The following is a 23,023-nucleotide window of genomic DNA, read 5'->3' on the forward strand; positions in this document are numbered from 1 at the left end:
CGAGCAGCGAGAAAGAATGGAAATTCAATCCCTTGATTTGCGTACAGAGCGCTGCCCAATGGCTCTATTATTAGCCAAAAGAACCTGTGCTACCTTGGCGAAAAACCAACAAATCGATATCGTTGTTACAGACAGTGGGGCGTTGCGCGATATTCCCCGTTATCTCATCAGTAAAGGTTTTCGCGTTACTCAACGGACTGTCCAAGACGCGACGGTGCTCACTATCACCAAACTTTAAAACAGGACAATACATGCTAGAGATGCTTAACCGTTGGTATCAGAGACGATTTTCTGACCCTCATGCCGTCAGTCTCGTCGCAATACTTGTTGCAGGTTTCATCGTCATCTACTTTTTCGGCAACCTCTTAGCGCCACTGCTTGTGGCGATTGTTCTTGCCTATCTTCTGGAATGGCCTGTTTCTAAACTCGTGAAATGTGGATTGCCTCGATTTGCGTCGGTGCTGGTGGTACTGATGCTCTTTGCTGGTTTCATGTTGATGGCTTGCTTTGGCTTAGTGCCGACGATATGGACGCAGATCGTCAATTTGATTGCCGATATACCGACCATGTTTAACGACTTCCAAAACTTCGTTTCTCACCTCCCTGAGCAGTATCCTGACCTTGTTCAGCCATACATGGTGAATACCTTCATTGATACGTTGCAAAGCCGCGTGTTGGGGTTAGGCGAAACTGTCGTGAAAAGCTCATTGTCTTCGCTTGTGAGTTTAGCGACCCTTGCGGTGTACCTGATTTTGGTACCGCTGCTGGTGTTTTTCTTGTTGAAAGACAAAAAAGAAATGCTGCGCTCATTCAGCGTGGTATTGCCGCGCAATCGCCGTCTGACAAACCGTGTGGCGAGCGAGATGAACCAGCAAATCTCCAATTATATTCGCGGTAAAGTGACTGAAATTATCATTGTTGGTATCACAAGTTACATCACGTTTGCGTTGCTAGATCTGCGCTATGCCGCGTTGCTCAGTGTGGCAACGGGACTGTCAGTGCTTATTCCGTATATCGGTGCGGCTGCGGTGACCTTACCTATCTTTATGGTGGCGTTGTTCCAGTGGGGCATCAGCCCTGAGCTGGGTTACTTGATGCTGGCATACGGTATTATTCAAGCGCTTGATGGCAATGTTCTCGTGCCTGTGTTGTTCTCTGAAGCGGTCAATCTGCACCCTGTTGCTATCATTGTTGCAGTGTTGGTGTTCGGTGGATTGTGGGGTTTCTGGGGTGTTTTCTTCGCGATTCCTCTTGCGACACTGGTGAAAGCCGTTTGGAATGCATTGCCAGCCAATGACGCTGATGACGAAGACATAGCCACGCAATCGTGAAAAACGCGGTAACACGGTGATCCTAAACCCGAAGGTTAGGGTAAAAAGAGGAGACCCTAGTGGGTCTCTTCTTGTTTTAGATAACGAAGAATCACTACAATAATGAAAGACGGTTCATATTGAATCCAATAATAAATATTGAGAGACACGATCGTGAGTGCTATTGAGGGCGCAAAAGTGGCAGAAACGGGCTTACCGTTCAAAGTTGGCATTGTGGGTGGTGGTGTTGCAGGCGCAACAGCGGCACTGAAACTGGCTGGATTAGGGGTAGAAACCCTTGTTTTTGAATCGAGTGAAAGCCTGGTCAGCGGTCCACCGATTTGTCATTTGCACGCGGGTGGCAACTTATACAGAGAGATTTCAGAAGCGCAGTGTATCGCGTTGTTGGAACAGTCCATTGCAACCGTGCGTGCGTATCCGCATTCCGTGAACCGCCGTCCCACTGTGATTGCGATACCTACTTCGGATCCTGGCGAACCGGACGCCATTTTACATCGCCTGAATGTGCTCACCGCACATTACCGAAAAATGCTCGAAAGTGACGCTGACAATGCTGTGCTGGGGTCACCAGACGACTACTTCAGGCTTTACAGTAAAGAAGACATGTTGCGCCTTGCTCATGCGGAATTGCCAGACAATCCAACGTCGCCAGATGAATGGATGGTGCCCGTTGCCAAGTACATGTCACTTGAGCAGTTCAAATACCCGCTGGTGGTGGTACAAGAATACGGGTTAAGCGTATTCAGGTTAGCCGCGACGGCTGCACTCGGGTTGGAAGGTGTACCGAATTGCACGCTCAAGTTACAGCATCGTGTCACGGACGTTGAAGAAACGGCGCAAGGTTGGTCTATCACCACGCAAAATGCGTCGGGGGAAACCCACGCGCATCATGTCGATTTTCTTATCAACGCATGCGGTTTTCGCACAGGCTCTCTCGATGATTTGGCGCAGCGTCCTCGCGAACGTTGGGTGGAATACAAAGCGGCGTATCTCGCGCACTGGCCTTCACAACCGGGTATTTGGCCTGAAGTGATTGTGCATGGTGAAAGAGGCACGCCTCAAGGCATGGCGCAATTAACGCCATACCCGCAAGGGTTTATTCAGCTTCATGGTATGACCAAAGACATCACGCTGTTCGATGGTGGTCTTGTCAACGCCGGTCAACGCAGTGCCCAGCCGATGCTGCCGCAATGTATGATCGACAAAGTCGATGCAGGGTGGGAATGGGAACATGTCAAAGTGCGCACAGAGCGTGCGATCGGGCATTTCTCCCAATGGCTTCCTGCATTCGAAAACGCCGAAGTGGGTGGCATCCCGCTTTGTGGTGCGCAACAGATACCCGGCGATGACCCAAGTCTTCGTGCCGCCGATGCGTCGTTTGATGGAGACCGCTACGCACGTATTGAATTGGTAAAAGCATCGTCAGCGTTACAAGCGGCAGACCGCATTCTGGCGCATTGTGAAAGCAAAGGTTGGATAACCTTGCCTGAGGCGTGGCAAAAACCGTCTCTAGCGTTAACAGCGTCTTTGCACCGAGATGCGATTGTTGAGAAAGCCAAAGCGATCGCAACGCAAAGAAACTACCCCGAAGCCTTGGCGATTCCGTTGCCTGATCGGGAATGATTTGCTTGCAATACTGAGCAAAAAGCCGGCATTCGCCGGCTTTTACGATCTTATCGCCAGAACGACAGCCTGAGTGGGCTTATTCGCCTTTCAGATAATTGATAACCACATCATGGTGATCTTTGGTTTTGAACTTGTTGAACACGTGCTCAACGTTGCCGTCTTCACCGATGAGGAAACTGATACGGTGAATACCATCATATTCTTTACCCATGAATTTTTTCGGGCCCCACACGCCAAAGGCATCAGCGACGGCGTGGTCTTCATCACTTAGCAGGGTGAAGTTTAATTCTTTCTTTTCTTCGAACCCTTTAAGTTTTTTCACTGGGTCTGGGCTGAGACCCAACACCACGGTGTTTAGCGCTTCCAATTCACTTTTGCTGTCGCGCAATGAACAGGCTTGTGTTGTACAACCCGGCGTCATTGCTTTTGGGTAAAAATACACCAGAACCTTGTTTTTCCCTTTGAACTGACTCAGCGACACCATTTCGCCGTTTTGATCTTGAAGCGTAAATTCTGGTGCAGCAGCACCTGCGGTCAGCATTTGCATATGTCTTCCTTATTGAAAATAGTAGCGTGTTGAGCGCTCCCATTCTTACATGAAAAATGGAATTTTGATGTATACCTAAGCAACCTGATTCCTTCATCTTCAGGTTGTTTGGGTATCAGCGTACACCTTTCTTGTTCGTGTCTGAATGAAAGGCCGTCCGTTCTGTCTCACTGATGATATCAAAGCGAAAATAACGCTTTTTGATGCGTTCAGACAAATTTGGCAATCAACATTACGGTAGTCAGGACAATATCGTTCATTTTCGTGGTGATCAACCGCGCAAAGCCAGCGTTTAGGCGCGGTCTCGGCGCTTGTTTTTGCAGGTCGCCAAAAGTACCATGGGACAAAACGCATTTTTGGAGAAGGAAATGTTTTCAGGAAGTATCGTGGCATTGGTCACGCCGATGGATAGCTCTGGTGAAGTTGACTATACCAGTTTGAAAAATCTCGTAGATTTTCATGTTGATGCTGGCACAGATGCAATCGTTTCTGTGGGTACAACAGGTGAATCTGCAACCGTCACCGTGGAAGAGCACATCAAGATTGTTCTGAAGACGCTAGAGTTCGCAGACGGACGCATTCCTGTAATTGCAGGGACAGGTGCAAATGCCACACACGAAGCCATTACCTTCAGCAAAATGTTTGCAGGTTCAGGTATCGCTGGTTGTTTGAGCGTGGTGCCTTACTACAACAAACCGTCTCAAGAAGGGTTGTTCCAACACTTCAAAGCGATTTCTGAATCCACTGAACTCCCTCAAATTTTGTATAACGTGCCGGGGCGTACTGTCGCTGACATGTTGCCAGAAACCGTTGCGCGTTTATCTGAATTCGAAAACATCGTCGGCATCAAAGATGCAACCGGTGATTTAGACCGTGTGCGTGCTCACCGTGAACTTTGTGGCGAAGATTTTGTCCTTTTAAGTGGTGATGATTTAACAGGACTGGATTTCGTTGCTGCGGGCGGACAAGGTGTCATTTCGGTATCGAATAACATTGCTGCTGCGCAAATGGCAAAAATGATCAAATTGGCATTGGCGGGTGAGCTTGAAGAAGCGCGCTCAATCAATGAAAAGATCATGCCTCTTCACACTGATCTGTTTGTAGAAGCGAATCCAATTCCGGTTAAATGGGCACTGCATGAAATGGGCCTTATTGCGGATGGAACACTGCGTCTGCCTTTGACCCCGCTCAACACCGCGTTGCAGCCTAAGGTTAAACAGGCATTGATTGACGCTGGTGTGCTGTAATGCTTCTCTGGAGATCTAATGAAACCTGTTTTTAAACTCGGCCTGTGTGCAGTTGTGGTCGCCTCGTTGGCGGCCTGTTCAAGCAGCGAGTCTCGTCGTCAGGCCTCTGATGACTTCGAGTATTTAGAATCTGCACCCTTGTCAGAATGGAAAAATTTGCCAGATCAACAGCCTGAGTTTTCAGGTGCGTATACTATTCCTAATCGTGACTTCGCAGGTCCTATTGGACGCAACATTGATATCCGCCCACCTCAGCAAATCTTGGAGCTTATTCCTGGTGCACGCTATGAGCGTGATGCGAAAGGTGTCACCGTATGGATGCCGCGAGAAGAGCAATCTGAACGTGTTTGGCAAACCATCAATACCTTGATTGAAGAAAACCAAATTCCGGTACGAACGTCTTCTATCGATGGTGTTGAAACGGATTGGTTGGTTTGGACGCTGGAAGATGACGACGAAGTTATCGAAAGCCGCTACACCGTTGTGCCTGTGTCTGACCGAAGCCGTTCGGGTTTCCGCATCGATATGATCGAGTGGAAGCGCAATGGTCAAACGGAAGAGGTGAGTGTGGACATGCGTGATCGTTATAGCGCGCAGATGACCAACATGATCACATCACGTTATGACGGTGACTTGCGTGAAGAAGCGCGTATTCGCGCGGCACAGCTGGTGAAGAACATTCCAATCAGCTTGGGTAAAGACCGCAGTGGCTTGCCTGTTATCATCGCTCGCGCACCTTACGACGTATTCTGGGAGCGTTTGCCTGCTATCTTGGGTCAATTTGGTATGACGATTGAAGATCGTAACCGTTCTCAAGGTACATTGACGGTGAAATACAAAGCGCCAGATGATGAGTTCTGGGAAGAGATTGGCACAAAACCTCTTCAGTTTGACCGTGACAACTACAACATTCAGTTAGGTGATTTGGGTAACCGTACCTCTATCAACGTAACGGATAGCGCGGGCAAGCCGATTGCAGAAGAGCAATTAGCAAGCTTTAGCCCTGTGTTGGTTGCAGCCGTTGAGCGTTTGAACCTCGATTAACTTGAGTTCATGAATCGTTTGAAATGAAAAGAGGACGCCTAAGCGTCCTCTTTTTTTGTTTTGGATTTTGAATGACGGTGAATCAGTCAATCAAACCATATTCTTCGCGCAAGATATCGATGATTTCTTGCTTCGGGTTCTCGCTCAGGTGGATTGGCTGGCCGATGATTTTTTCAGCGATGCCGACATAAGTACGCGAAATATCCATCAAGGCTTCAACGGGCAGTGCGTTGTCTCTCGCCAAGGCTTCTCGCTCAGGCATGCGTTCTTTGTTCAGCAAGATATCTGGGTCAGGGAAATGGCCTAGCAAGAACTGGCGGAACCCTTCTTTCGAATTCTCGACAATGTTGCCAGCCTCGTGTTCCGCCGTATCCCAAATACGTGATGAATCAGGTGTGCCTACTTCATCCATGTAAATCAGCTTTTCTTGTCCTGATGCATCTGAGACGTAGCCGAATTCAAATTTGGTGTCGACGAAGGTTTGTCCTACGGCGTCGAGCGCGTTGCTAATAACACCAAAACCCTCTTTAAGATAGGTTTCGTAAAGGGCAATGTCATTGGCAGACGAGAAGTTAAATGCCGCAAAGTTATCTTCGATATTCTGACGCGTGATGTTTACATCATCGGCTTCAGGGACACCTGGAATGCCTTTCAAAATACCTTTGGTCGACGGTGTGATCAGTAACTCAGGCAACGCTTTGTCTTTCTCTAAGCCTTCAGGCATCGCAATGCCACAGAATTCACGCTCGCCTTTGGCGTATGAACGCCACATTGAGCCCGTGATGTATTGACGGCAAATGGCCTCAATTTTGACAGGCTTGGCCTTTTGAACGATCCACACGAACGGGTGGGGAATGTCGAGAATGTGGCTGTCTGCTAAGCCATTTTCTTTAAACAACTTGAACCAGTGATTCGAAATGGCGTTGAGTGCAGCGCCTTTGCCGGGAACACCTTTTAAGCCGCCTTCCGCATGCCAGATGCAATCAAACGCAGAAATACGGTCACTGATGACCATGATTGCAAGTGGGGCGTCGGGAGCAACATCGTAGCCTTTCTCTTGAATGAGGCGTTGGCTATCGGCTTCCGTGAGCCAATAAACAGAGCGGACTTTTCCGCTGTGAACTGGCTGGTGGGTACGAATGGGAAGATCGTCGTTAACGGCGAGAACTTGATCCGCGAGGCTCATTGAGACATTCCTATCTGTTGTTGAACGGCACACAGAAGATGGCAGGGAGCGGAGATTCCTTGCGCTTACCATCCATTTGACACGCATCATACCAAGAAGTCTTTGCTCGCTGTTAGAGAAAAAGCAAACGTTTGCCTAAAAAGATGCAATGCACAGATTTAGGAAGAGGCGGGCATAAAAAAAGCGACGTCAGGCGTCGCTTTTTTCCATTTAACATGGCGAATCAATTGACGAATGTGGGGTTACCAAAAAGAGGACTTGTCGTCTTCATCATCTTCTTTGTTGGCTTGAGCGGTCTTTTTCTGCGCTTCGTTTTCTTTGTTTTCGTCATCAGTTTTGGGCTTTTGCTTCATCCCAAATTTCGCATTTGCGGTGTACTTGAGCGCCATGATGTTGCTGACCACTACCGCGACCACAATGAAAATAATCACATAAGGGTTGGTTAGAAAATCCATGATCAGGCCTCACACACATTGGAAATGTACTGTGAATATATCCAATTCAACATGGGAAGGATAGTTTCACGCCCTTGTATGTCGGATGACGCAATCACTGAATTCAAGGTTTGTGGTGTGAGCTGTTCTAGCAACCCTTGCGTCGTCGCTTTGTGGCTTATATGCCAAGGCTCGAATGCCACGCCGCCTTTGTCTTCACGGTAGGGAAGATAAAAGCCACATTGTTCGAGGTTATCCTCAAGCCAAGCAAACAACGATGCTTGATGGCCGGAAAGGTATTCCCAAGGCTCGAGTTGTAAGGAAACACCTTGTGGCAAAAGGTTCGTCGCATACACATCGATGTCGGTGCCCCAATGGTGTCGACTTGCGCCGGGAAGCGCTGACCATCGAAGGATCGCACGCACTTTTTCTTCATCGCTTAAACGTGAAGGGTCGAGTGCGGTACCGCTATCATCAAGGATCGGCCTAAGGCCCGTGAACTTGTTGTTCCAAATCATCTGCTGACGGTCGAAATCTCGAAAGCTGCTCGCTATCGCAAGTTCAAATCCGGCGGCCTGCGCTGTGGTTTGAAGGCGGATGAAATCCGCCTTCACGTCAGCATGCAGCAAGAAATCACCGTGCTCAACAAGGTGTTCCTGTGTTTGACCGGTCAGCGACGCAACACTCCAAGGCATTAGGCGAGCGCTTTCTCTAGGACTTTTTGATACATGTCCGTGAGCTTTTCTAAATCGGCAATTTTTACGCACTCATTCACTTTGTGGATGGTGGCATTCACTGGGCCGAGTTCGATAACCTGCGTGCCCATTTGCGCGATAAAGCGACCGTCAGACGTTCCGCCTGTGGTCAGAAGTTCTGGTTTCTGATGGTTCACTTCGTCAACTGCTTCAACCACGGCGTCCAGCAAGGTGCCCGTATCCGTAAGGAAAGGGTGTCCGCTAAATGTCCACGCCAAGTCGTATTCTAAACCGTGTGCATCAAGGACTGAGTGAATACGTGATTTGATGTCATCAACTGTCGATTCAGTGCTGAAGCGAAGGTTGAATTGCACGTGAAACTCGCCAGGAATGACATTGCTAGCGCCTGTGCCAGAAGCCACATTCGGGATCTGGAAGCTGGTTGGTGGGAAGTAGGCGTTACCTTGATCCCACTGGGTTGCCGCTAGTTCAGCCAGAGCTGGTAAGGCTTGATGTATAGGGTTACGCGCCAATTGCGGGTAAGCCACGTGGCCTTGGATTCCTTTGATCACCACGTCCCCTGTGATCGAGCCGCGACGGCCATTTTTCACCACATCGCCCACGGCGTGAGTGCTAGAGGGTTCGCCAACAATACACATATCAATGATTTCATTGCGTTCGACCAAGGTGTCGACCACGCGGGTAGTACCATTGATGAACGGGCCTTCTTCATCTGATGTGATCAAAAAGGCGATAGAACCTTTGTGGTCAGGGTTTTCCGCCACAAAACGTTCTGCCGCGACGACCATTGCTGCCAGTGAGCCTTTCATGTCTGCCGCGCCGCGACCGTGAAGATAACCATCAATGACGGTGGGCTCGAAAGGAGGCGTATGCCATTGCTCAACAGGGCCTGATGGCACCACGTCGGTGTGGCCTGCGAAGGCAAACAATGGCGCTTCTGTACCACGGCGAGCCCAAAGGTTCGTTGTGTCTTCGAACACGAGGCGCTCGATAGAAAAACCAATCGCTTCTAAGCGAGAGATCATTAATTCTTGGCACCCTTCATCGATTGGGGTGACGGATGGGCGGCCGATTAAATCCTTGGCCAAAGACAATACAGCACTGTCTGTCATGGGGGTGTGTGTCCTTTCTGCTTATCGAGTTCTATAAGGGTGTTCTGCGTGTTGGTTATTCCGCGAAAATATCGGCGTACTCAGCAGGTTTAAAGCCGAGGTAGTATTTGCCGCCGTGTGCAAGCAATGGCCGTTTAATCATTGCAGGTTGAACCAACATTAGCGCGATAGCGTTAGATTCATCTAAGTTGTTCTTTTGCTCTTCTGTCAATGCGCGAAACGTAGTGCCGCGTTTGTTGACCAGTGCTTCCCAGCCCAACTCATCGACAAATTTCTTCAGCATTTCCTGATCAATGCCATCTTTACGGTAATCGTGAAACGTAAAAGGTTTTCCTTCGGCTTCTAGCCATTTCAGGGCTTTTTTTATCGTGTCACAATTCTTGATACCGTAAACCATCGTGCTCATTGATTGCTTCCTTTTTGCGTTAGGTTTTAGGGTGCTAGATTGACATTCCACCGTTTTGAAAGCAAGGCGGAGACGGTAATCCTCGTACGATTCATCGTTTTCTCACACCTCGATAATTGGGCCGACATCCATTGTTATATTATGTGCTGCTAAATTAGATTTGATTCATCTATGGGTAATTAGCTATATCTATAAAGAGTAATATTTTTAGGGTGATGAATGTGGATAGCGATTTGATTAATGACGCAAAAGAGGCCGCAGAAGTGCTGCGTATCCTTTCGCATCCAGAGCGATTGATTGTGCTTTGTCAGTTGCGAGAAGGAGAAAGGAACGTCTCCCAGCTTCTAGAAAATAGTACGTTGAGCCAATCCGCGTTTTCTCAGCACCTTACGGTACTGCGTCAAGCTAACCTTGTTGCGACACGTAAATCGTCTCAATCGGTGTATTACAGTCTTGCGGCGCCAAAGGTGAAACACTTGATTGACGCGATTCAGAGCGCATGGTGTGAGCGACAGAACAAACGTACTCTAAAGAAATAACAGGCTTTTTCCGCGCTACCGTTATATACCCAAACAAACTCTCGCTGAACAAGCATCTTGAGGTTGCTTGGATATAGATGTTGAGATCACAACCTTCAATAACTGAAAGTTTGTATGCCGTTGAATACGTGTTCCTTTTGATCAAGCGCAATACCTCGATTGCATTTCGTTGAATAATGAAGACAGTGCATTTTAGGAGGTCTCAATGGAACTGAATCCGGTTTTTGCAAGAAGACTGTATCTCGCAAGTCTTGTCGAAGAAATGGAGCGCCCAAACGTTCCACGCTTAATTGAAGCCACAGGCTGGCCACGTCGCACCATTCAAGACGTGATCAAATCCTTGGCGGGCTTAGGGATTGAGCTGGCATTTATTCAAGACGGCCGACGTCATAATGATGGCTACTATCGCCTCACTGACTGGGGACCGTTCAAACGCGAGTGGGTGGAAGAGCGTAAAGGCGATATCGTCTACACCTTGACCAGCTAATCACAAAAGACAATGCCAAGTTAGTTGAAGATGCAGCTCGGCGACAAGAGAATGAACGCCAATCGTGTTTCCGCAAATGTGCAGAACAAGATTGGGTCAAACCCATGTAAATGACGATCAGTCTGCCAGGCTGCAACTTCACGTTATTCTGCTCAACCCGCGTTAGGGTATGCCTCTTTTCCTTTGGGTTATAGGCCTATCACGCGCTGAATGTCACTTTTCCTACCTCGTTTTTTTACGTTAATTCCTTTGGTTCTCCCTGCAAACCCAATGAAAATGGGCGTGCAATGTCCTGCTCCATTTCTGGTCTAGTATGTTAATTGCGTGACTACTCAATACGTTATTGGGGCGTCATTTAAAGCGGTTAATGAAAAGGGTGGAAGGATGCTTTATCAACTCAATGCTGCGTACATGGAATCGATTAAACCTCTGAATAGCTGGGCCAAGTTTGTCCGTGATGTGAATGCGGCGCCGTGGAATGGTTTTCGAATGTTTTCAGCGAATCGGAGCTTTGATGCGTCGATGGAGTTGATTGAGAGGCTCACTGACTGCTACGACGAACCCGCATGGGAGCTAGATTTCACTGAAATCGATGGCGAAAAAATTGCGATTCAATACAACGTCATTGCCAACAAACCGTTTTGTAACCTGCTGCATTTTCGACGCAGTAAGGCCCAGCCCAATCAACCGCGCGTGCTGTTTGTTGCACCACTATCCGGTCACTTTGCCACCTTGCTGCGCGGCACGATCCGCGAGTTTTTGCCGGACCACGATGTGTACGTTACCGACTGGCGCAATGCTCGTGATGTGCCCGTCTGTGACGGGGAGTTTCATTTCGACGACTATGTCGACTACCTGATTGAGTTTCTCGAAATGCTGGGGCCTGATACGCATACGGTGGCGGTGTGTCAGCCCTGTATTCCGCTGATGGTGGCCACATCCATTATGTCAGCGAAGAATAACCCTGCGACGCCAGCCACCATGACCTTGATGGGCGGGCCTATTGATACCCGCATTAATCCAACAGAGGTGAATGACTATGCCAGTGGGAAGGACGCTGATTGGTTTGAATCCAATGTGATTTGCACTGTACCTGAAAGCTTTGAAGGGGCGGGGCAATTGGTGTACCCGGGCTTTGTACAATTGTCAGGTTTTATGTCAATGAACCTCGATAGCCATGTGCAAAAGCACTTCAAGTTCTTTGATGATTTGATCAAAGGCGACGGTGACAATGCAGAAGCACATCGTAAGTTTTACAACGAATACCTTGCGGTGATGGATCTGCCGGCGCACTACTATCTGGATACGATCAGAAAGGTTTTTTTAGAGCAAGACCTGGCAAACAACACCATGACGTATCGCGGCGAAGCGGTCGATATGGCGGACATTACGCGAACGGCCATTTTCACCATTGAAGGTGAGGTGGATGACATAACAGGGCGAGGCCAAACGGCTGCTGCGCTCGACTTATGCCATAAACTGCCGAAATCTAAAAAGGCACACCTCGAACAAGAAGGTGTTGGGCATTACGGGATTTTCAATGGTAGGCGTTATCGAGAATTCATTGCGCCAGCCATCAAGGCATTTGTGAAAAAACACAACGCGAGAAAGTAGAGCGTGAGTGTAAAAATAGAAAGGAAACGGTCAGTCTAGCGAACAGGCTGACCGTTTTTTATTGCGTGTCTGGCGTGCCTTCTGGCCTCAATGCCTTTTGAACATACTTGGGCAGTTTATCCACCACCAAATGCCAAGATTGCGAAATGAGGGTTTGAAGTTCAGAGGTTGGAAGTGGACACGTGTCGCCAAACTCTATCCAGCCAACACGGGCAAGGTGCGGAGCAGGACGGCAGCCAGGTATGTCTGCCATCATCAAGAAATGCTCATCAGGCACTTTGCAGGCCATTTTGTTGCCGTCATAGAAAATGCACACCATTTTTGTTTTGTGCACGCTATACACCTCAACACCGCCCCACTTTACGTCGAAACGAATGCCAATGAGGGCACCACAATGCGCTTTTAATGCTGCGATATCCATGTCTATGTCGGTTACCTACTCCAATGCTTATAAGATCAAGCCAGCTTCTTTTAGGCTTTGGCGTAACGCTTCAGCACGTTTGCGGTTTGCACTGAAATCAGAGTAACCCACGCGAGATTCTGAACGCACAATCAGATTGTCACCATCGATACGCAACTCAAGATCATCAACGAAACGAAAGACACGGCTCACTGATTCAATGCGAGCGTAGTCTTTTGCGCGATCACCCGAGCGAGAGCCCGGTAGCGTCAGAGCGACTTCGATAATTTGCGAGATCGTGACATCGTCAGACGCGAGGGTGAAGGGCGCTAACTGGAAATTCTCACGATCATCAAGTGTGGATACACAGTTTGGCTTATCACCACAGGGCGTGAGCGATTTGTCTGTCATGGCGTTATCTCCTTGAGCGCAACCGACGGATAACAAAAGTCCAAGGCTTGTGAGTGAGCCAATTATTGTTTTTTTCATAGGGCCTTCCTTGTAGGGGCTTCTTAGCGAGCGATAAAGTGATAGGCGGCAAACCCAAGCCAACTCACCACGAGCAATACCCAAGGTAGGGGGGATGTGCGTGTTGAGTTGCTGTGCGATACCACTACTTCGCGATCAGCTTGCTGAGAGTGTTCACCTGCGTTCTTTGCTTTGATTTGTTTCTTACGTTCTTTGTCACGATCTCGTGCTTTGGCTTTTTGCTGTTTTTTATAAAGCGCGATCCCTTTTTCAATACCCTGTGCAATGAGCTTAGTTTGCTCCTTTGATTGCCCAGGCTTTTGCGTTGCTTTTGCGATTTTCATCGCTTCATTTTGCGTTTCTGGAGACGGAGTTGGATTGCTCATCATACTGTTCTTGTTCATTTGTTAGTCTGGATTATACCTTTGATAACAATGTGCCACGAAACCAAAATCCACTATTCGTGTCAAAGTTCCAAATATAGGAATAAAGAGACACCGATATGCTGATGGTGAGCGTCAGTGGTACTACGGTTACGTGACGATGTCCCTAAACTCTGTGAATCTTGCATCTTCAGATTGTTTGGGTGTAAATGTGACGTACATTAAATCCTGTATTGAAACCGCCTGCGCTGACCCGCAATTTTGTGCGTTAGGACTATGCCACCCGTGTGAATATTGAGACAGTGAATACGTGGTTGATGAACATTGTTTTATTAGCCATACCGCAGTTAATAGGGTCTATTGACCCTAGGACATGAATGAATACGCTTTTGTACCAATCACCTGATTATTTCGACAAACATGGCAACGCGAAACCCGCTCTATTTTTCTGGCTCGCGTGTATTTTTCTCGCGAGAGCCTGGATTGTGTTTGTTGTTGCTGGCGTAAGCCGCGAACAAGGCGCAGATTTGCTTGCCTTGATTTACCCAAACCACGACGCGCTCTATTTGGGGTTAGCGGTTGGTTTTCCTTCCGTCGCGTTGATGTTGATGGCTGGTAACCTGCATCGATACCCGAGGGTGATAGAACGTGTTTGGCATTGGGGAAGAGCCATTTTATTAGCAGCGTTTAGCTGTGATTTAGTACTACAAATTAAGCATTTAATTGTTGGGCACTGGCGCTTTCATTGGAGCAGTGCGGTGACATTACTGATTGCGCTTTGGCTAGTCATTTACTTATTAAGAAGCCGCCGCATTCAGTTTCTATTTGCTTCTCCGATTTACCGAGAAACAGAAAGAGAAAAATAATGAACGAGTGGAAGAAAGGCCTTGTCCTGTTTAGCGCAATGCTTAGCCCGTTAGCCATGGCTGACTGGCAAGTCGACGTGAACTTTGAAATTGACCGCGCAGGTAAACATCAACGTGCGCAAAGCTCGGTGTCGCTGATTCCGGGTGAAGAAACCATTTTGTTTGAAAACAGCCAACAGCAAGGTGCATTGATCGGCAAAGCCGAATTGCTTGAAGTGACGGCAGATGAAGTCAAAATCTCCCTGCTTATCCAAGAACAATGCGACGATGGTAATTGGCGCACGATTATGTCACCCGTTGTACAGGCAGGATTGAACACACCCACGTCCATCGAGTGTGCGAATACACAACGCGACGAATTGGCATCATTGAAAGTTGAAATAACGTCCGTTTAATCATCATCTCGTCAAGTTTCCAGATCTAGGACAAAGTCTGTGCGTTTCTCTGCTACTATGCTTGAAATTTTCGCGCTATCAGACTTAAGAAGCTGAAAGAGCTGTATTTATCTGGAGGTAACAATGGCGGTATCCCAGCCAGCAATCGTGGCCGACGCAGGGCCATTTGCACTGTACGTATTGTTCAAAGTCACGGGTTCAGCATCTGCTGTTCTTGGGCGCTCTCGTGACGTGCATGCGCTTGTTGATGACATCAACTCCAACCAGCCTGGCAGTAACATGAAAGCAGCCGTGTCGTTCACACCTGCATTTTGCCAAGCCAATAACATCGTAACCCCTGACGATTTCATGCCTTTCAAAGCACTTGGTGAGGGTGACACGCATGCGCCAGCAACGGATTGTGATGTGTTGCTGCACGTGCACTCAACGCGTCATGACCTGAACTTCTATCTACTTAGAAAGTTCCTTGAAAACATCGGTTCAGACGTTACGGTTGTGGATGAAACCTATGGTTACCGTTACTTGGATTCTCGTGACATGACGGGTTTCATTGATGGAACGGAAAACCCTGAAGGCGAAGAAGACCGTCGTGCTGTGGCCATCATTGCTGATGGTGAATGTGCCGGTGGCAGTGTGGTCATGATGCAGCGCTACGTTCACCGTCTAAATGCGTGGGAACCTCTGTCAGTCAAACAGCAAGAGAAAATCATTGGGCGTACCAAATCTGACTCTATCGAGTTGGATGATGTGCCTGCGACATCCCACGTAGGACGTGTTGATATCAAAGAAGACGGCAAAGGCCTGAAAATGGTAAGACATAGTCTGCCGTATGGCTCGGTGTCAGGTGATCACGGCTTGCTGTTTATCGCGTACTGCCACACGCAGCATGTTCACAAAACGATGCTAGAAAGCATGTTCGGTGAGCGCGATGGTAAAACAGACATGATGCTGCGCTTCACTACGCCAGTGACAGGCGCGTATTTCTTCGCTCCGTCGATGGAAGCATTAAGCAAAATTGCGTAATTTATTGATGCAATCTAGAGAACAAAAAGCACCGCCAATTGGCGGTGCTTTTTTTTGTTTTTTTGTTTTTTTTGAAAGAAGGAAAGCGCGGAAACCCTCGGAACTGCGGTGGGTGGCTGCGGGGTTTTTCTTTGAACTGTGACTGATGCAGAACAATCATTTTCGCTAAGTTTGACCACGCTTTGCTTTTGCGACACACCATAAAAATGTCCAGTGAAACTCCCTCGACGCACCCTCATTCAGTGTGGTGATCTTCAGGGTAATAACGTTATAAAAACAGACGTGCTGGAGAAGATCATGAACATTGTTGCCATTACTGCCTGCCCTTCAGGTGTTGCCCATACTTATATGGCTGCTGAATCATTAGAACAAGCGGCGATTGCGCGCGGTTGGACCATTAAGGTTGAAACCCAAGGTGCGCTGGGTGCGGAAAATGAAATCACATCAGACGATGTACAAAACGCCGATGCGGTCATCGTCACAACGGACATCGAATTAGCGGGAATGTCTCGCTTTGATGGCAAAACCATCATCGAAACAACGGTGAAAAAGCTGGTGGTGAATGCTGCTGAAATACTCGATGCAGCTTGCGACGTAGCGGTGGTCTAACGATGACAATGTTGAAATTAGACGGCGAATGGCAACTCACATCTTTAATGGATGCCTCTATTGTTGCACCTATTATGCTGCCTGGTGATGTGCACAGTGCTTTGCTTGCTGCGGACATTATTCCTGACCCTTATCTTGGCTGTAACGAAACCAAGGTGCAGTGGGTTGGCGAGCATGATTGGGTGCTTGAGAAAACCTTCACCGCCGATGCCAACCTTCTGAATGCAAAGGCTGTTGACCTGATCTTGAGCATGGTCGATACCATGGCTGAGATTGTACTGAATGGTGAAACCATCTTGCTGTGTAGCAACATGTTCCGCCATTACCGCCGCGATGTTCGTCCGTACTTATGCGACGGCGAAAACACGCTGAAAATTACGCTTAAACGCGCAGACATTGAAGCCAAAGCACGCGCAGAGCGTTTGCCTTTTCCGGTGCCTTGGGCGGTGGGAAACAACCAAATTCCACACATGAACACCTTACGCAAAACGCAGTGCCACTCAGGGTGGGACTGGGGCATTTGCTTATTGGTGAGTGGGATTTACGACAGCATTCGTTTGCAACCTGTGTCTGAAGTGCGTCTTCAGCAGGTGCGTTCAACACAACAATGGCACAGTGACGGTAGTTGTAATGTCATGGTCATCATTTCTGCAGAACAGATCAGCCCTGATACTGACGCTCAGATTGAATGTTGTTTGGTGGGCCCTGATGGCGAGCGCATTTCGCAATCTATCGCGTTGAGCGGCATGGAGGCGGAATGTTGTTTTCGCGTGACGCAGCCTAAACGCTGGTGGCCTGCAGGGTACGGTGAGCAACCCCTGTATACCCTGACGGTGATGACAGACGGTCAAACCATCGAGAAGCGTTTGGGGCTTCGCGAATTGTATTTAGAAACGGGCGAAGACGACGTGGGTGCGGCAATGACGTTTGTCGTCAATGACAAAGCCATCATGGCAAAAGGCGCGAACTGGATCCCGTTGGATGCGATGCCTGGCAAGCAAACGCCTGATCATTACCGCCGCTTGTTGGAAGATGCGAAAGCCGCGAACATGAACATGATCCGTGTTTGGGGTGGCGGCATGTATGAGCGCGATACCTTCTATGATCTGTGTGACGAGCTAGGTCTGTTGGTGTGGCAGGATTTGATGTTCTCATGCGCCTTGTACCCGTCGACACCGGATTTCCTTCGCGACGTAGAACAAGAGATCACAGAACAAGTTCGCCGCCTAATCGATCACCCGTCATTGGCGTTGTGGTGCGGTGATAACGAGGTGATTGGTGCAATCAATTGGTACCCTGAGTCTCGTGCGAATCGCGAAAAATACGTGGTGAATTACGATCGTTTAAGCCGTGTTTTGCAAGAAGTGGTTGAGCGTGAAGACACAAGCCGCCGTTTCTGGGCGAGCTCGCCATGTAACGGTGAGTTGGACTTTGGTGATGCATGGCATGACGACAACAAAGGTGACATGCACTTTTGGGATGTGTGGCATTCCGGCAAATCCTTCGATGCCTACAGCAGCATTAAGCCGCGTTTTTGTAGTGAGTTTGGCTATCAGTCTTGGCCGTCATTACCAACGGTAAAAACCTTTGCATCAGAGGAAGAGTGGAACGTTACCTCTCCGACCTTTGAGCAACACCAGAAAAATAGCCGCGGAAATAGCATCATCACTGAAATGTTCACACGCTATTTCCGTTTCCCTTCTGACTTTTCTCAGATGCTGTATTTAAGTCAGGCTCAACAAGCGCTAGCCATTAAAACGGCGAGCGAATACTGGCGTGCGAATAAGCCGGTTTGTCGCGGCATCTTGTACTGGCAATTGAATGATTGCTGGCCTGTCAGTTCTTGGTCGAGCATCGAGTACACCGGGCGTTGGAAGCAGCTGCACTACCATGCGAAACGCTTCTTCGCGCAGCAATTGGCGGTGTTTGTGGATGAAGAAAACACGCTACGATTGAATGTGATAAACGATGAACACCGCCGTTTGGCAGCGAAAGGCCAAGTGACATGGTATGACTGGCACGGCGAAGTGATCGACACATGGCCGATTGAGAGCATGTTGGGTGAAGATGATAACCAGGTGGTATGGCAGTGCGACCGCAACGTGATTAACGAACGCAAGCACGAAGGCTTCTTCCATGCGGTTGTTGAGTGTGACGGTCAAATCTTTACCAACACATGGTTTGACGATGCATACAAGCGCCTGCCACTGCCTAAAGCGAACATCGAAACCAAGGTGGAAGAGGTCGATGGTCGTGTGATGGTGACTTTGAGTACTGATAAACCCGCCTTCTTTGTCCATCCTGAATTTGATGGCGAAGGCAGTGATACCGGCCGTTTTGATGATTCAAGCGTTACCTTGTTGCCGTCACAGCCTATTACCTTGGAATACACGGGAAATACATCTGCTGAACAGTTGAAAGCAGGGCTCACTGTGTACCATTTAGCGGCGAGCTACTGAGTTAATTTGATAGCAAAAAGCCCTCTTCGGAGGGCTTTTTCGTTACTGGTCAAACAGACGCCGAGGAAGCAGACGTTCGAAGCGAATTATTTTCCAAATGGTGCTTCGGTCGACACCCAGTTTTTGATGGTCTCTCGGTCAAGCGATACGTAGTGATAGTAAAGATGGTCGATGGCCATCAGCATAGGCAGTTGCGCCGAAATCATCCCTGTTCGCTCTTCACCATTTAGCGAGGCGGTAAGCAAAGTGGCTGTGGCAGATTGAGACATCTTTGATTTAGGGTTCGCCGAAATTAAATAGGTTTCAATGCCGCGGCGTGTCAGGCTTTTCACGACCTTGGCCATGTCATCATTCTGCGCATTCAAACTCAGTACGATGACAAGGTTATCGGTCGTCAGAATGTCTTGGTACATCTGCATCGAGTTTGTGTCTTGCACCACTTCGACGAACTTGCCGAGTCGCCCAAAGCGGAACTTAAAGTCCGCCCCCGCGAGTGCACTGAATCCGGTGCCGAATACATGGATAATTTGATGCCTTGCAATGGCGTGGGTGATTTGGTCGATAACGTCGGTATCAAGGCAGTGTTTTAGCTGCTGTAAAACATCGAAATAATCTTGCTGGAGTCCGTCATTTTCGGGCTTAGACAAAGGGTTTGCGCTGTCCAATTGCTCTTGATAAAGAAACAGGAATTCCTTGAGGTTATTCAGGCCAATTTTTTGGCAAAAACGCGTGATGGAAGCGGTGGACACGCCGATGTCCGTGGCCAGCTCTTCAATGGTTTTGACGGGGCGACGTGCGAGAAAATACCCCGCAATCTTATTGTCGGTAGTGGTGAATTTGCTCCGTGCATATTCAAACAACAATCCAATATCTTTGTTCATCAGTACCATAGGCCATCAATCATTCGCCCCACTACCGTAGGGCGAACGCTCCTCTTAATCAAGCGTGATCTTAATGGTGCGGATTTGTTTCGCACGGAAGTCGCCAAGTTGAATCACATCGCCAGCAACCACCAAGGTATTCAGGGTGTCGAACATCAGGTTGGTTTCTGCTGCGTGTATGAGTGCTGTATGTTTCACAGAGAGTGAGCCTGCGTTTTCGATGCTGTATTCCGATGGATTAAACAGACGCACATGCAGGGCGTTGTTGTCGAACTGCACGCTGCTACAAACAAGCTGCGGCGCATCCAGCGTAAACAAACTGTCGCTATCATTTACCGCGCGCTCGAGCGGATGCATGACGAAATACTTCAAGGTATTGGTGAATTGATTGAGCGTTTGTGCCTGATAGTAAGGCGTGTTCACACTCCACGCTTGCCATTGCTGCACGGCGGCTGCTGCCGAGAACCTTGGATCGATGTGTAGACCAAGCGTGATGTGCTGGTGGCCTTTCATTTGGCTATCAGGGGTGGGGATGTATTTAAACTGCTGACCTGATGCAATCCCAGGGCGACGAAGAAGGTCAGGCTTGCCCAGCCAACCAACACTGCGGAAAAGCGTAAGGGCAAGGGTGCCGCTTGGCTGTTCCGCGTTCTCGATAAGCACTTCATACTCTTTGATGCCTTGGGCGAACACGGTCAAGCTGGCTTGCTCATCGTGCAGGTTGGCGTAGTTGATCATCGGGTAAATCCCACAAGGCTCTTCTTTCCAGCCGCGCTCGCGCCAATCCGCCAATTGCATTTGGAACAATGGGCGACGCGCAAAGCCAAATGGCGTATCCGCAATGCTTTCTTTCGCTTTTATCGGGCTGTTAATGACCAACTGTAGGCGATGATCGTCGGCTTGATTGTCGATGACAATATCGATCTGCAAGGGTTGCTCATCGTTGGTGAGCGTCATGTTCACTGTGTATTCGCAAACGGTGTCTCGGAAACCCTGAGCGCGAGCTTCTAAGTTTTCTGGCAGCAACCACGTGCCTTTCAAGGTCATTTGTTGTTTACATTGACCGGATTGTGTCGTGCATTCCGCGTGACTGAATGACAAGGTGATCACCCAATCATTTTCAGGTGGTGAGTAGTCGTAGGTATCGCCATCATCGCCGCCATCACGCAACGTGAAGGCTTGCGGCCAATGCTGACCTGTTTGTTTGTCAGTAAGATTCAATTCGCCGTTTTGATAGTCGAGACGGTAACGATCATTCTCGATGCATTTTCCAAGCACGGTGGGTAACACTTGCGCGTCTTTTTCGGGCATTTCTTGAATGATGAGAGACGTAAAACCTAATGCGGGAAGCGCATGTTGAACGGCGATGTCAGTTTGGTAGTAGTAGCCATTCGGATCATTGTCTTCGGGATTGCGTTGGATGCTGCCGTTGTAGTGTTGGGTTTTTGCTAATACATCAAATTCCACGTTCTCACCCGCTAAGGTGCTTAGCGTGAAATGCGGTGACTTGGTTGAAAGTGTGATGTCTTGAACCTGATTACGGGCAACAGGCAAGGTATTGAACAGCGTCAGGCGCGCGCCGTTGTCGAGCTTTGGCTGAGAATCCGCAAGTTTACGCACTAAGTAATCTCGAGCTGCACTTGATGTTTGATCAACCTGTTCAAAACGCTCAACGATGATCTTGTTGGTTTTGTCTGTGTTGCAACCGCCGGCACTGTCGTGGGCATGGTTGCGCGTCATGATGCGCCAAAGGTTATTAATGAGTTCAGGTTGATAGCCGATACCATAACGGGTGGCGAGCGCCATAAGGGGCTCAAGCTCAAGGGTGATGCGTCGCTCTAGCATATCGTTCAGGCGCTTGTGATCGGCGCGTGACGAGTAAATGGAACGGTGGATTTTCGATACTTGCCCGTCGATCATCTCGCCGCTCAGCGTGTCCATTGGCAGGTCTTTTACGTTAAGTGAGGCAAACAGCGTGTCGTAGCTGCTTTCAATCAGTTGGCTATCGATGTTGGCGTCTGCCAGCTTTTGATTAAACAGCGCAATGCGCTCTTTGACGTTACGATCGACAAAGCGTTGGTCGCCGCCCAGTGGCAGGGCAACGTGATCGCTAAGGCAGTCTTTTTCGACTTGCTGGGTCAGTGAAATAGCATCGTCAGAGTAGATCAGTTGTCCACCCACGTAATAGCCATCTTTGATGTTGTAGAAAAGCACGTGGCTACCATCTTCACTTTGCCATTGGCCTTCTCGGTGCGGATAAACGTCCGTCGACAGTCCGCGCCAAAACACCGTTTTATCGATGCCGACGCCGTTATAAATCTTTGGCATGTCCATGCTTTGACCAAAAGCGTCCGGCACATAGCCCAGCATTTCGCAGCCACCGAGTGATTCACCAAGACGAATACCCAGCTGCAGGTTTCGGATGATGGACTCACCCGAAATGATCAGTTGATCGGTTTGGCTATACCAAGGGCCGATCTTTAGTTTTCCGCTTTCGACCAAATGACAAAAACGTTCTTTGTGTTGCGGGCAGGCCGACAAATAATCCTCTACTATGCTCAGCTGTCCATCCAAGTAGTAGTTATCTACTTCGCCCTTCTCGAGCGCGTCCATCACTTCTTCGAGGTGATAGATCAATTGAATGAGCGATTCATGAGCGGAGAAGTACCACTCAAAATCCCAATGGGTATGGGAGATAACATGTAGTTGTTTTTTCATAAACCTGTCCGCTTTGGAATGCTATCCGCAGAATGTGAAGGTGCGGCTCGGCGAGCGGCACCTTCATGTCATTGGATATGTAAACTCACGCAATCACGTGTTGAATGGTATCTAAAATGGCTTGCGTGTCGTTCTGTTGTAGCGTGTTTCGAATGTCGGGTTTCATCATGGCGCGCGATAACTTCGTCAGCATCATCAAGCTTTCTTCTGCCCCTGATTCTGGAATCGCTAACGACACTGCCGTGGTGACAGGTTCATCGTCCATGGTGTCCCATTCGATAGGGTTGGCAAAGTGCACCACAAAAATCGCCGGTGTTTTCACATGGGAGGATTTGCAGTGTGGTACGGCCATTCCGCCGAGAAAACCCGTGCTGTCATGCGACTCACGCGCTTGCAACCCACGAGCAAAACCATCAACGCTGTCGATGTAACCCAATTGATGGGCGTGCTCGGCAATAAACTGAAACGCTTGCTGCTGAGAGGTTGAGTGAGCATCCGTCAGAATATGTTCGACGTTAAAGACGTTATTCAT

The 23,023-nt window shown here is 48.7% G+C and carries 25 protein-coding genes; 13 read left to right on the forward strand and 12 right to left on the reverse strand.

The window, feature by feature from the left end; all coding sequences use genetic code 11:
* Window positions 1-16: 16 nt before the first annotated feature.
* The 3 genes from EQP46_RS06970 to EQP46_RS06980 all read left to right on the forward strand — a co-directional run bounded on the left by EQP46_RS06970 (window position 17) and on the right by EQP46_RS06980 (window position 2,954).
* The gene (locus EQP46_RS06970) at window positions 17-238 is read left to right on the forward strand and encodes a sulfurtransferase TusA family protein (protein ID WP_129492969.1); all 222 of its coding nucleotides are present in this window, start codon (window positions 17-19) and stop codon (window positions 236-238) included.
* A 13-nt stretch (window positions 239-251) separates the two neighbouring features.
* The gene (locus tag EQP46_RS06975) at window positions 252-1,331 is read left to right on the forward strand and encodes an AI-2E family transporter (RefSeq protein WP_129492970.1); all 1,080 of its coding nucleotides are present in this window, start codon (window positions 252-254) and stop codon (window positions 1,329-1,331) included.
* 153 nt (window positions 1,332-1,484) lie between these two features.
* Window positions 1,485-2,954: an FAD-dependent oxidoreductase gene (locus EQP46_RS06980; RefSeq protein WP_240671681.1), complete on the forward strand. Its 1,470-nt coding sequence runs from the start codon at window positions 1,485-1,487 to the stop codon at window positions 2,952-2,954.
* 79 nt (window positions 2,955-3,033) lie between these two features.
* On the opposite strand, the gene bcp is transcribed toward EQP46_RS06980, so the two are convergent.
* Window positions 3,034-3,504 (reverse strand): thioredoxin-dependent thiol peroxidase, encoded by a 471-nt coding sequence (bcp, locus tag EQP46_RS06985; protein WP_102318237.1) that lies wholly within the window; start codon window positions 3,502-3,504, stop codon window positions 3,034-3,036.
* 368 nt (window positions 3,505-3,872) lie between these two features.
* Here bcp and dapA point away from each other — a divergent pair, with 368 nt between their 5' ends.
* Window positions 3,873-4,751 (forward strand): 4-hydroxy-tetrahydrodipicolinate synthase, encoded by an 879-nt coding sequence (gene dapA, locus EQP46_RS06990; protein ID WP_129492971.1) that lies wholly within the window; start codon window positions 3,873-3,875, stop codon window positions 4,749-4,751.
* A gap of 18 nt (window positions 4,752-4,769) precedes the next feature.
* On the forward strand, window positions 4,770-5,795 hold the full coding sequence (gene bamC / locus EQP46_RS06995) for an outer membrane protein assembly factor BamC (protein ID WP_129492972.1): 1,026 nt from the start codon (window positions 4,770-4,772) through the stop codon (window positions 5,793-5,795).
* Between the two features lie 82 nt (window positions 5,796-5,877).
* Here bamC and EQP46_RS07000 read toward each other — a convergent pair whose 3' ends face one another.
* The 5 genes from EQP46_RS07000 to EQP46_RS07020 all read right to left on the reverse strand — a co-directional run bounded on the left by EQP46_RS07000 (window position 5,878) and on the right by EQP46_RS07020 (window position 9,649).
* A complete protein-coding gene (locus EQP46_RS07000) occupies window positions 5,878-6,981 on the reverse strand; it encodes a phosphoribosylaminoimidazolesuccinocarboxamide synthase (RefSeq protein ID WP_129492973.1) in 1,104 nt (367 codons plus the stop codon).
* A gap of 242 nt (window positions 6,982-7,223) precedes the next feature.
* A complete protein-coding gene (locus EQP46_RS07005; protein WP_017009003.1) occupies window positions 7,224-7,436 on the reverse strand; it encodes a DUF2897 family protein in 213 nt (70 codons plus the stop codon).
* A gap of 2 nt (window positions 7,437-7,438) precedes the next feature.
* Entirely contained in the window at window positions 7,439-8,110 is a 672-nt protein-coding gene (locus EQP46_RS07010) for a M15 family metallopeptidase (protein ID WP_129492974.1), read from the reverse strand.
* Entirely contained in the window at window positions 8,110-9,243 is a 1,134-nt protein-coding gene (gene dapE / locus EQP46_RS07015) for a succinyl-diaminopimelate desuccinylase (protein ID WP_129492975.1), read from the reverse strand. Before dapE ends, EQP46_RS07010 begins: the two co-directional genes overlap by 1 nt.
* 55 nt (window positions 9,244-9,298) lie before the next feature.
* On the reverse strand, window positions 9,299-9,649 hold the full coding sequence (locus EQP46_RS07020) for an ArsC family reductase (protein ID WP_129492976.1): 351 nt from the start codon (window positions 9,647-9,649) through the stop codon (window positions 9,299-9,301).
* Window positions 9,650-9,864: 215 nt separating this feature from the next.
* On the opposite strand from EQP46_RS07020, the gene EQP46_RS07025 reads away from it, so the two are divergent.
* From EQP46_RS07025 to EQP46_RS07035, 3 genes are all read left to right on the forward strand, one after another.
* Window positions 9,865-10,188 carry an ArsR/SmtB family transcription factor gene (locus EQP46_RS07025; protein ID WP_194956748.1) on the forward strand — a complete coding sequence of 108 codons (324 nt, stop codon included), beginning with the start codon at window positions 9,865-9,867 and terminating at the stop codon, window positions 10,186-10,188.
* 205 nt (window positions 10,189-10,393) lie between these two features.
* The gene (locus tag EQP46_RS07030; RefSeq protein WP_017009008.1) at window positions 10,394-10,675 is read left to right on the forward strand and encodes a winged helix-turn-helix domain-containing protein; all 282 of its coding nucleotides are present in this window, start codon (window positions 10,394-10,396) and stop codon (window positions 10,673-10,675) included.
* Window positions 10,676-11,059: 384 nt separating this feature from the next.
* The gene (locus tag EQP46_RS07035; RefSeq protein WP_129492978.1) at window positions 11,060-12,289 is read left to right on the forward strand and encodes a polyhydroxyalkanoate depolymerase; all 1,230 of its coding nucleotides are present in this window, start codon (window positions 11,060-11,062) and stop codon (window positions 12,287-12,289) included.
* 58 nt (window positions 12,290-12,347) lie between these two features.
* On the opposite strand, the gene EQP46_RS07040 is transcribed toward EQP46_RS07035, so the two are convergent.
* From EQP46_RS07040 to EQP46_RS07050, 3 genes are read right to left on the reverse strand one after another with little or no spacing between them, the layout of a single operon-like run.
* Complete coding sequence (locus EQP46_RS07040) at window positions 12,348-12,710, reverse strand: MmcQ/YjbR family DNA-binding protein (protein WP_129492979.1); 363 nt, start codon at window positions 12,708-12,710, stop codon at window positions 12,348-12,350.
* Window positions 12,711-12,737: 27 nt separating this feature from the next.
* Window positions 12,738-13,178, reverse strand: coding sequence for a DUF1499 domain-containing protein (locus EQP46_RS07045; protein ID WP_129492980.1), 441 nt, complete (start codon window positions 13,176-13,178; stop codon window positions 12,738-12,740).
* A gap of 23 nt (window positions 13,179-13,201) precedes the next feature.
* Window positions 13,202-13,543, reverse strand: coding sequence for a DUF2956 domain-containing protein (locus EQP46_RS07050; RefSeq protein WP_129493398.1), 342 nt, complete (start codon window positions 13,541-13,543; stop codon window positions 13,202-13,204).
* A gap of 374 nt (window positions 13,544-13,917) precedes the next feature.
* Between EQP46_RS07050 and EQP46_RS07055 the strand changes: the two genes are divergently transcribed.
* The 5 genes from EQP46_RS07055 to EQP46_RS07075 all read left to right on the forward strand — a co-directional run bounded on the left by EQP46_RS07055 (window position 13,918) and on the right by EQP46_RS07075 (window position 18,892).
* Entirely contained in the window at window positions 13,918-14,406 is a 489-nt protein-coding gene (locus tag EQP46_RS07055; RefSeq protein WP_129492981.1) for a DUF2919 domain-containing protein, read from the forward strand.
* Window positions 14,406-14,801 carry a hypothetical protein gene (locus EQP46_RS07060; protein ID WP_129492982.1) on the forward strand — a complete coding sequence of 132 codons (396 nt, stop codon included), beginning with the start codon at window positions 14,406-14,408 and terminating at the stop codon, window positions 14,799-14,801. Before EQP46_RS07055 ends, EQP46_RS07060 begins: the two co-directional genes overlap by 1 nt.
* A 123-nt stretch (window positions 14,802-14,924) precedes the next feature.
* Window positions 14,925-15,824 carry a Dyp-type peroxidase gene (locus EQP46_RS07065; RefSeq protein ID WP_129492983.1) on the forward strand — a complete coding sequence of 300 codons (900 nt, stop codon included), beginning with the start codon at window positions 14,925-14,927 and terminating at the stop codon, window positions 15,822-15,824.
* Window positions 15,825-16,121: 297 nt separating this feature from the next.
* Window positions 16,122-16,433 (forward strand): PTS fructose transporter subunit IIB, encoded by a 312-nt coding sequence (locus tag EQP46_RS07070; protein ID WP_129492984.1) that lies wholly within the window; start codon window positions 16,122-16,124, stop codon window positions 16,431-16,433.
* A gap of 2 nt (window positions 16,434-16,435) precedes the next feature.
* Window positions 16,436-18,892: a beta-mannosidase gene (locus EQP46_RS07075; RefSeq protein ID WP_129492985.1), complete on the forward strand. Its 2,457-nt coding sequence runs from the start codon at window positions 16,436-16,438 to the stop codon at window positions 18,890-18,892.
* Window positions 18,893-18,978: 86 nt separating this feature from the next.
* Here the strand turns inward: EQP46_RS07075 and EQP46_RS07080 are convergent, their stop codons facing one another.
* The 3 genes from EQP46_RS07080 to EQP46_RS07090 form a co-directional block, all read right to left on the reverse strand.
* Complete coding sequence (locus EQP46_RS07080; RefSeq protein WP_240671682.1) at window positions 18,979-19,773, reverse strand: MurR/RpiR family transcriptional regulator; 795 nt, start codon at window positions 19,771-19,773, stop codon at window positions 18,979-18,981.
* A gap of 54 nt (window positions 19,774-19,827) precedes the next feature.
* On the reverse strand, window positions 19,828-22,491 hold the full coding sequence (locus EQP46_RS07085) for a glycoside hydrolase family 38 N-terminal domain-containing protein (RefSeq protein WP_129492987.1): 2,664 nt from the start codon (window positions 22,489-22,491) through the stop codon (window positions 19,828-19,830).
* An 85-nt stretch (window positions 22,492-22,576) separates the two neighbouring features.
* A complete protein-coding gene (locus tag EQP46_RS07090) occupies window positions 22,577-23,023 on the reverse strand; it encodes a PTS sugar transporter subunit IIA (RefSeq protein WP_129492988.1) in 447 nt (148 codons plus the stop codon).

Origin of the sequence: Enterovibrio baiacu (assembly GCF_004120195.1) — a bacterium.
GTDB classification, from domain to species: Bacteria; Pseudomonadota; Gammaproteobacteria; order Enterobacterales; family Vibrionaceae; genus Enterovibrio; species Enterovibrio baiacui.